At 51.5% G+C, this 10,011-nt stretch carries 8 protein-coding genes; 7 read left to right on the plus strand and 1 reads right to left on the minus strand.

Annotated elements, in window-relative coordinates; genetic code table 11:
* Positions 1-429: 429 nt before the first annotated feature.
* The 6 genes from MGMO_RS10320 (at position 430) to MGMO_RS21260 (ending at position 9,014) form a co-directional block, all read left to right on the plus strand.
* Complete coding sequence (locus MGMO_RS10320) at positions 430-6,369, plus strand: peroxidase family protein (RefSeq protein ID WP_023494996.1); 5,940 nt, start codon at positions 430-432, stop codon at positions 6,367-6,369.
* A 94-nt stretch (positions 6,370-6,463) separates the two neighbouring features.
* On the plus strand, positions 6,464-6,601 hold the full coding sequence (locus MGMO_RS19990) for a hypothetical protein (protein ID WP_161808483.1): 138 nt from the start codon (positions 6,464-6,466) through the stop codon (positions 6,599-6,601).
* Between the two features lie 104 nt (positions 6,602-6,705).
* Entirely contained in the window at positions 6,706-7,584 is an 879-nt protein-coding gene (locus tag MGMO_RS10325; protein ID WP_023494997.1) for a hypothetical protein, read from the plus strand.
* Between the two features lie 270 nt (positions 7,585-7,854).
* The gene (locus MGMO_RS10330) at positions 7,855-8,133 is read left to right on the plus strand and encodes a hypothetical protein (RefSeq protein ID WP_023494998.1); all 279 of its coding nucleotides are present in this window, start codon (positions 7,855-7,857) and stop codon (positions 8,131-8,133) included.
* A gap of 297 nt (positions 8,134-8,430) precedes the next feature.
* Positions 8,431-8,703 (plus strand): hypothetical protein, encoded by a 273-nt coding sequence (locus MGMO_RS10335; RefSeq protein WP_023494999.1) that lies wholly within the window; start codon positions 8,431-8,433, stop codon positions 8,701-8,703.
* Between the two features lie 167 nt (positions 8,704-8,870).
* Positions 8,871-9,014, plus strand: a complete 144-nt coding sequence (locus MGMO_RS21260; protein ID WP_456152399.1) for a hypothetical protein — start codon at positions 8,871-8,873, stop codon at positions 9,012-9,014.
* Positions 9,015-9,196: 182 nt separating this feature from the next.
* On the opposite strand, the gene MGMO_RS10340 is transcribed toward MGMO_RS21260, so the two are convergent.
* The gene (locus MGMO_RS10340; RefSeq protein WP_023495000.1) at positions 9,197-9,691 is read right to left on the minus strand and encodes a MerR family transcriptional regulator; all 495 of its coding nucleotides are present in this window, start codon (positions 9,689-9,691) and stop codon (positions 9,197-9,199) included.
* A 111-nt stretch (positions 9,692-9,802) separates the two neighbouring features.
* Here MGMO_RS10340 and MGMO_RS20595 point away from each other — a divergent pair.
* Positions 9,803-10,011, plus strand: a 209-nt coding sequence (locus tag MGMO_RS20595; protein WP_235557266.1) for a hypothetical protein, incomplete at its 3' end; no start/stop codon positions are given.

Below are 10,011 nucleotides of genomic sequence, written 5' to 3' on the forward strand. Positions count from 1 at the left end.
TGTCTCTCAGATAGCATCACTACGTCCAAAAAACTTTGCTCAATTTATAGTGGGCCTATGGATTAAAAATACTGACATTGATCTGCAACGGGCCAGACGACAGTAAAAACGGTCATGTCAAACAGTATTGTGTGATTTTTGTGGCAGCAAACACCGATAGGGTAGGCGGTTAAATACGTCTTCGACAGGGAAAATGCCAACCCGTTGGATGTGGAACGCTAACCAAACGGTTACTTTTACCCAAGGTGATTTAGATACGGCTGCAAAGCGCAGTACCACGCGATGGACGAGGGAAGAGGATTAAGTTTCGCTAAGTTTGGTGGGCTCATGGGCGGCAGTTACTGCTCTACATGCTCGAAACGACATTGCCGTGATTATATATAGATATATCAGGCAAATAGGCTTTTACTTAAATGATCGGAGGACATCATGTTACCTAGAATCTATCACTGCCTTGTTTCCAAAGCAAAGCAGCCCTTGATAACGTCGCTGATGGCGTTGGTGATAGCCATGTCGAATGTCGGCGTGGTGGATACCAGTCAGGCGGCTATAAACACGTCCCCAGTCGGCTCTGGGTTTACGGTCACCCCTGCTGACTTGGCGTATATCCTTCAGCAAATCAAGATTGCTGAAGCGCATGTTGTGGCACCCAACCCAGACCTAATAGGTGATCCGGACAATTGCCAAGCGCTTATCGGCCCCGGGTCTAACCAGCTCCCGAATAATCTCGTTTCCTTCGGTCTTAGGACGGTGGATGGATCGTGCAATAACCTGGTACCCGGACAAGAGAAGCACGGGGCGGCAGACCAGGCTTTCCCGCGCCTGACTGTGCCTAATTTCGAAAGGCCTGCGGAAGCGCGCCCGGCAAATTTAGTAGATTTCCCGCCTAGTGGCCCGACTAACTTCAACCAGACCAGCGGTTTTGTCTACGATTCCCAGCCGCGCATGATCAGCAACCTGATTGTGGACCAGACCTCGACCAACTTGGCCGCCGTCGCCGCAGCTGGTTTTCCCGTCAGGACCCAGGGCAATCCAGGTATTTTCCCATGCGATGAAAATGGAGAACCCGTTGGATGCGTGCCCTCTTTCGAAACGTTATTTATCCCGAATGTGACCACCGATGTCGGCCTGTCGCCGCCCTTCAACTCGCTGTTCACCATCTTTGGCCAGTTTTTCGACCACGGCCTCGACAAGATCACCAACGGCGGCAATGGCCAGGTCGTCGTGCCCTTACGTGATGACGACCCGCTGATTTGTGGGAATGACCACGTCTGCGGAGGAAGCAACGCCGCAGATGATATTCCGCCTAACCTTCGCTTCATGGCCATAACACGTGGTCATATCGTGAACGGGCCTGACGGCTTCCGCAGCGCACCCAACACGGACACCCCGTTTGTGGACCAAAGCCAAACCTACACCTCCCATTCCTCGCACCAAGTGTTCACGCGTGAGTACGACACTACCCCTACTGGGCCGGTTGCGACGGGCAAATTCCTGTCCGAGGCCGATGGCGGCATAGCCACCTGGGCAACCATCAAAGCGCAGGCGGCAACCAAGCTGGGCATTGAACTTGTTGACGCAGACGTAACCAACATACCTATGGTTCTGACCGACGTGTACGGCAACTTCAAACCTGGTCCAAACGGGTTGCCACAACTCGTGACAGACACGGGTCTCATCGAGGGCAATACTACTACAGAACCGGTGAAAGCGAACTGTCCTGCGGTAGGCCCTGGTTGCCCTGCGGTATACACTGCAAACCGCATTGACACGGCCTTCCTGAATGACATCTCACACAGTGCATCCCCAGGAAGCATTGCGTCACCGAATACACCTGATAGCAATCTTGTTGCAGGGGGTAGTCTTGATCCGGTCGCGCACGGCGAGTACGACAACGAACTGCTCGACCTGCACTTCATCTGCGGTGACGGCCGTTGTAACGAGAACATCGCGCTGACTGCCATCCATCAGGTCTTCCACATGGAGCATGACCGGCTGGCCACGGAGTTTGATACAATCACACTGCCTGCAAATGCGAGTTTGCAGTCCAGCTACAATAACACCAACTGCCCCATCGGCTGTGCCACCAACAACCCAGCACTGCCGACAACATTCACCTACGGTCAGCGCTTGTTCCAGGCCGCGCGTTTCGTCACCGAGATGCAGTACCAGCATTTGGTGTTCGAAGAGTTTGCACGCAAGGTTCAGCCCTTGATCAACCCTTTCGAGGCTTTCGCCTTTAACCAGACGGATATTGACCCGGCGATTACGGCGGAATTTGCCCATGCGGTTTACCGCTTCGGCCACTCGATGCTGACCGACACGGTCCCCCGCAAGAACGCGAATGGATCGATTTGTGCTAATCCAAGCGATATCCCAGACTCCCCCGCGTGCCTGAACAACGACATCCCATTGTTTGACGCGTTCCTAAACCCTGCGGAATTCAACAACGGTGGTGTTGTCGGAACACTCTCCGCTCCGAATGCCACCGGTGCCATCATCATGGGCTTGTCCGATCAGGTCGGCCAAGAGATCGATGAATTCGTCGCCGAAGCTGTCCGCAACCATCTGCTGGGACTGCCGCAAGACTTGCCTGCCATCAACATGACGCGTGCCCGCAGTGAAGGCATCCCGTCCCTGAACAATGTCCGCAAGCAGATATTTGCGGCGACGAATGATGGCCAGTTAGCGCCCTACACAAACTGGATTAACTTTCAACAGAGGCTTAAGCACCCCGAGTCGCTGGTCAATTTCATTGCGGCGTATGGCACACACCCTATCATTGCTACGCTTGATCCGGATGGCAGCGGGCCGATCCAGGCTGGCAGTTTAGAAGCCAGACGCATGGCGGCCGACCAGATTGTTAGCGGCACGACCTTGCCCGGACCGGACGGGACACTAGGTGACGATCCTTCAACACCTGCGGTAGATGAAAGTGTCGACGACATCTTCGCTCCTGTAGATATCGGCGATTTTGTGTTTAGCACTAATAGTCCCGGTTGCGTTGCCCCGACCCCGAACCCTACCGCTAGCCCTATCTGCTGGGAAAATGTCGGTGATGTGTCCCAAACAGGGCTCGACGACGTTGACCTCTGGGTGGGCGGCCTTGCTGAGAACACCAATTTGTTTGGCGGACTGTTAGGCCCTACCTTCAACTACGTGTTCGAGAAGCAACTGACCGATCTGCAAAACGGCGACCGGTTTTACTATCTGGCGCGTACGCCGGGCATGAACCTGCGGTCCCAGCTCGAAGGCAATTCGTTCGCCGAGTTGGTAATGCGTAACACCAATGCCCATACTTTGAAGGCTGACCCGTTTGCGACTGCCGACTGCAAGTTCGAGAAGGGCAATCTTACCTTCCCTGCAAGCCCTGGCAGTTTTATCACTGGCCCAGGTTCGGTGAATGACGACCCGACCACGGATTGCGACGAAAACCTTCTGCTGCTTCGCCAACCTAACGGCCAGATTTTATATCGCGCAATCAACAGTGTAGACACACCCGGCATCAACGGCCAAGGCGTTTATAACGGCACTGACGATGTTGATAATTTCCTCGGCGGCAATGACAACGACACCTTCTGGGGTGGTCTTGGCAACGATATTATTGATGGTAACGGCGGGGACGATGTCATCCTTGGCGGCGAAGGCGATGATATCATCACTGACTTTGCTGGCAACGACTTCCTAAAGGGAGGCCCTGGCAATGATGCCATCGACGGTGGCGTCGGTGACGACATTATTATTGCGGGCGCAGGCAAGGACTTTACTAACGGCGGTGCCAATATCAACGAGACCTTTTCCGGCGAAGGTGATGACTTCGCTATTGCGGGGCAAGGTACGGATGCCGTTTTCGGTGACAGTGGCGACGATTGGGAAGAAGGCGGTGACCAACCTGATCTCTTGATCGGTGACAGTTCCACCCTGTTCTTTGATGACCATAACCTGCCGGGACATGACATCCTGATCGGCCAAGGCGGTGACGACGACTACGACATGGAAGGCGGCGACGACATTGGCGTGGCCGGCCCTGGTGTTGAAAAGAACGCCGGCGCAGCCGGTTATGACTGGAGCATCGGCCAGGGCGATCCACAGCTGCAGAACGCTGATCTGGATCTCCCGATCGTCAATGCACCACCAGCGAACGAAGTTAGGGACCGTTTCAACGAAGTCGAAGCATTATCCGGCTGGAACTTTAACGACACCTTGCGCGGTGACAGCGTAGTCCCCAGTCAGGTTGGCGGCATCGGCTTTATCGGTTGTGACGCACTGGACGCAGACGGCGTGGCGCGTATTGGCGGGCTAGATGCGATAGTGCCAGCCAGTATCAGGACAGTCGATCCCGCAGAAACCATTGCGGCAGCAGTAACGAACTACTGCGGACTGGAAGGCCCAATCTGGGGCGAAGGCAACATCCTCCTCGGTGGAGGCGGCAGTGATACCATTGAAGGCCGTGGTGCCGATGACATCATTGACGGTGACCACATGCTCAGAGTGCGGATCAGTGTGCGGTCGGGCGTGGATGCTAACGACCTGGCCACAGGGCCTGAGATTGCCTCTACTGACCTGATGGAGAATATCCCGACTGGTCCAGGCTGGACGGGCGCGCTCGCCGGTAAGACCTTGCAAGCGGCGGTGTTCGCCGGCTTGGTCAATCCGGGTCAATTGGTGGCTGTGCGTGAAATAGTCGCTCCCGATGGGTCTCCGATGGGTGCTTCGGCCAATACCAGCACAGCGAGCGACTGCCCTGCGCCTGCTGTGACTCAGGATCTAAGCCTGACCCACAACTGCGACACGGCATGGTTCTCGAATCCTAGTGCAAACTACACCATCACCACAAATGCCGATGGCAGTATCACTGTCACCGACAATAGTGCTGTCACCAACGACGGAATTGACACCTTGTGGAATATCGAACAACTCAGCTTCTGTGCGACACCTGACGCCGTTGTGAAGACACTCTGCGCCGTTCGCGAAGTTCCAATCCCTGTCGCTCCAGTCGCATCGGTATCGCCAGCTAGTGTGGACTTTGGTAGCGTAACCGTTGGATTAACCCCCCCGGTTCGGAATATTACGGTCAGCAACGGTGGGCTGGGTCAACTTACAGTGACCGGTGTCTCGCTAACGGGTGCCGATACAGCTTCGTTCCTGGTGCCATCGACCAACCCCTGTACTGCCCCTCTCGTTCATGGTGGCACTCCCTGCATAGTCCCTGTTCAGTTCGCGCCTACAACTACGGGGTCGAAGTCTGCCAATGTTGTCATCACTGGCAATAGTGGGCCTGGCTCACCAACCATTACAACTATTGTCCCATTGACGGGAACGGGTGTTGTGCCCACTGTCTCTGTGACTGTTGGGGGTGTGCCGGCGAGTACCTTGGATTTTGGTAACGTAAATACCAATACGACCAGTGCAACGAGGACGGTGGTGCTCACCAATACAAGTGCCATCAGCCTGACTATTAATAATATTCAGGTGCAGGGTACGGGTTTTGCCCGTGTTGCAGCGCCTGCGCCTAGCTGTGGTGCTACGTTAGCGCCTGGTGTAGCTTGTAACATCAATGTCCGCTTTTCACCGGGGGCTACTACGGGTCAAATGACGGGTTCGATAACGATTACCGATAACGCCGTTCCGAGCCCTCAAATCGTGACATTGATAGGTACAGGGGTGGTGCAATTGCCAGTAGCCCAAGTAGCCCCGGCTGCGCTGGATTTTGGTAATGTAGTGGTCGGAAGTGCGTTCAACATACCCGTCACCCTGACGAATACGGGCACAGGCGCTACGCCAATGACCATTAACAGCATTCAGGTAAGTAGCGGAACTGGATTTAGCAGAGTGACTGTTGCCGGCGGGGCAGTGGCCCCTAACTGTGGCACATCGTTGGCGGCGGGTGCAAGTTGCAATATAACTGTCCGTTTCGCGCCGACCACTGCCCTGGGCACGGGTGCCAAAACGGGAACGCTGACCATTACCGATAATTCCAACAATATTCTGGGAAGCCAGCAAATTGTTGGGCTTTCTGGGTTTGCTGCGATTTCGGCCACTGTCGATGCCACTACCGTAGCCGCTTCCGGGGTAGTGACGCCACAAGTCATTTCACGCAATGTCCGTGCGAATGATGTGCCGAATGTCGCGGCTTCTGTTGTGAGTATCGTCAGTTCCAGCTTCACCAATGGCGGTGCGACGGCAGTAGCTACGGTGACGGCTTCTACGTTGACGTCGGGTAACAACTCAATTACCTGGACGTTGACACCGACAGGAGCGAACGCTGCTGCGCGGGCGGCTTCGAAGCGAGGTACTTATACGGTCAATTATAAATTGACCAATGTTACGGCAACGGCGACAGCAACCTATACCTTGACGGTAAACTGAGCAGGTCGCTGAAAGGGTTGCGGACTATTGCAACCTAGAAAACGGTTCCAAGGCCAGGTTGGCAAACCACCGCCAACTTGGCCGATGGGCCGGAATGGGTAAGCACATTGCTGCAATTGAAGCACCGTGTGCGGCTGGCGGCGGGGAGGCATCAAAGCCAACAACACCCCGCCATCGGCTTCCTGTTAGTCATGTCACTGCCAAGGCGGAAGACATGACTAACAGGAAGTAAAATTAATTTTAGAAGGATTTTATTTTAACGGCTACGACTGGGTTATGTGCCGAAGCTACCCAGGCAACTACATGATTCGGTTTTAATTTAACGGTGTGGGTAATATGATGAAAAAATTCACAATAACATTATGTGTAACCACCATTGCCTTTTTAGTGATCATTGCGGCTTCATTTTCTTATGTAGCCAATGTCCCTATAAAAGACACCTTGCTTGCACAATATCACGCAATCATGGATAAAGGCCAGACGCTTATTAATGCCAACCAGGAGGCGGAGAACCAATACGCCAGCACAGAGCCTGATAGTTATTCTGTGGCGAAGGCCAACGGTGTCGGCCAGGACGATCCCAACTCGATAGACCCGATGATCCACAGGGGGAAACTGTATCTTTTAAAACATGTTGACAACCGTATTGGGCAACTGGGACGGTTCAGGGACAAGATGCAAAATATGGCGGTTGCCCTAAACAATTCAGAAATGAAAGCGGCGGTTACTGGGCTTAATGCCGATATTGCCGCGTTTGAGGCGCTCAAGGCAGAAATAAACCGGAGTGCAACAAAAGAAGACATCAAAACGGTCGCCGACAAGGTAAAGGCCACATGGATAAAAAATAGGCTCAGTGTTGACCATGCCAAAGAGCTGGCCCTTGCGTCAAAAGAAACCCAGCTTGTGTCGGATGCCGATGTTGCTTCCACAAGCATGCAAAAGCGCATAAAATCCCTTAAGGCGGCGGGTAAAGACACCAAGCCCTTCGAGACATTACTAGTTGATTACAACAAAAAGCTTGCTTCAGCGAAACAGGGCGTGAAAGCTGCCAATGAGAAGATGAAAGCAGTTGCCAATGCTACAACTGATGATGAGAAACAAAAACTCATTAAGGGGAACGAGGTTTTATTGGCGAGTTCCCGGGAAAATATAAGGGATGCTTACAAGCTGGTAGCGGATGCGGCCCGCAAGGATTTTGCACGAAGGATTCAATAGCGGTTGGGTAGTTTGGGCTTACGCGTAGAAAATCCTATTTGTCGGCAACTATTGATTCGGCCTTGTGAAGTATTAAGTTTCCGTTCGCCTTGAGCCTGTCGAAAGGCGGTGTGTGCTTCGACAAGCTCAGCACGAACGGTTCAGACATTAAAAGGCCGAATCTGTAGAACCCAAAAGAAACCCCTATCATTAGGCCGCATTTTATTGGCATCATTGAGCATTTTACTGAGTTGTATTAATTTCGAAACACTTTTAATTAATGGAGTGACTATGTTGAATTTCAAATCAAAAAAAATTACATTGCCATTATTTCTTAGCGTTCTATTGGCGCTTATATTTCCCACACTAACCTTAGCAGAGCCCTATGGCACGGGCGATATCGCTTCGAGCCGGGCTGAGGAACAAAGGGCTGCGATAGCAAAAAGGAAAGAGAGAATAAAAAAGGAGAAAGAGGAGGCCGCCAAAAAAGCGGCTGAAACCCAACCAGGGAAACCTACTGAAGCCCCAATACCGGCAGGGGATGAACAGGAAAAGCCGGCTGCACAATAATGGGCTGCAAGAGGTGTTGATAATGAACCGTATCAGTTGAAAACTGACGATCAATTCAGCTTAGTAATACGTATGTTGGGAAGAGAAAACGAACCCCAACAAAATATCGGTTATTATTTGTTGGGTTCACAAGTCCACTCCAAAGTGGCTTTTGTGGCATCCACAACCAAAGTTTGCATTTTTATTGAATTAATTTGTGTTGCTAATAGTCATAAAAGCGTGTGTTATTAGCTCGTATATTTGAGCGTTTTACCGAGTAACTTGAGTTTTAATAACTTTTTAATACATGGGGTGATTATGTTACATTTCAAATCAAAAAAAATTATTTTGCCATTATATTTTTGTGCGCTGTCAGCACTATTATTTCCTGCGCTAACCCAGGCAGAGCTCGGTAGTAGTGGCAGTAAAGCGGCAAATCAGGCTGCGGAACAAAGGGCCGTGAAAGCCGAAAAGGCTGAAAAAAGAAAACAAGAGGCGGAAGCTAAAAAAGCGGCTGAGGCCCAGCCAGGGAAACCGGCTGAAGTCCAAGCGCCGGCAGCGGGTCAACAGGAAAGCCCTACGCCACAATAATTTGTAGGCTTTCGGCACATTTTCAATTTGAAGGTTGGGCGGAGCGATAGCGAAGCCCAACATCAAATGTGTTCGCGAGTGGCTAGAAAAAGGCATCGGCTTTAAGGTTTTGACCGGGCAAGGCGCAAATTGACGCCGCAACTTCCCAAGGCAAACGGGTTTTCGGTATATTTGCGGCACTCGCTTGGTTCGAACGCGACTTGATTTCCGAACGCACGAAAGCTGGTCTCACTCCGTCCGCGCACGAGGGCGCAAAGGCGGTGTCCCGTACAAAAAATCTACCAAACTACGGCTTGCAATGGCTTCGATGAGCGACAGGAAGACCCACATCGGTTTTTTATGCAAAGAACGTGGTATTCCCGGCAGACGCTTTACCGTCATCTAGCACCAGATGGCGCGCTGAGGAAAGATGGGGAAAATTTATTGAATGCCCGGTAAATCAAGCTTCACGCAATGATAATTTTTACCGATTCAAGCTTATAGCCCCTAAACTTTAAGGGGAACTTGGATCCCATACAAGCCGTGCAATTCCAGACAAATCGACATTTCTTTCAACAGGACAATCTGGGCAATCTTTACGATTTGGCCTATTGGGGCATTGGCTACACTGGCGAATGAGCATGTCAGCCCGTTCCAAGTCGAGTTCTAAAATTTCTAAGTCGCCCATCAAGCTGCCAACGCGAGCCTTTAATACGTCCAATAACGGTAACATGGCGGAACAAGCCCCTTGGCCTGATTGATAACCTTCTCGCGTCTTAGCCAGTTTTTGTATCATTTCCAAATCGATTCCGACCCGACTTAATTGCAAGGCAGTAGCCATCCTTTTTAAGTCTTTCCTGGCATATAGGCGTGTACCGCCTTCCGTGCGATCCGGGGCTATCAGGCCAAGTTCTTCATAGAGTCGGATGGTCCTAGCTGTGGTGTCGAGTTCATCGGCCATTTCACCGATTTTTAAAACCTCGCGTTCAGACCTTTTTGGAAGACGCATAACAATTGACAATATATTACGTTAATGATAGATTTAGCGAAAAATAATTAGCAGTTGAGCCCAAATAAATTTACGAGGCATGTTGATTATAACTCATTTAACCTTCCATAAATGATAGATAAAGATGACGCTATGGCTGTCGCCCTTTCTTCGGTTTATCGTATGTGGCATAACAAGATAATTGCATATAATCGAGCGGCCCTAAAACATAGGGTTTATGTCCGTTCAGTTAGGGTTGCCCTGGTAGTAGGAAGCCTGCTCAACATAATTAATCAGCCCAAGTTAATCCTTGTCATCTGTTTAATCGACTTGAATGCATT

The organism is Methyloglobulus morosus KoM1 (genome assembly GCF_000496735.2).
GTDB classification, from domain to species: Bacteria; Pseudomonadota; Gammaproteobacteria; order Methylococcales; family Methylomonadaceae; genus Methyloglobulus; species Methyloglobulus morosus.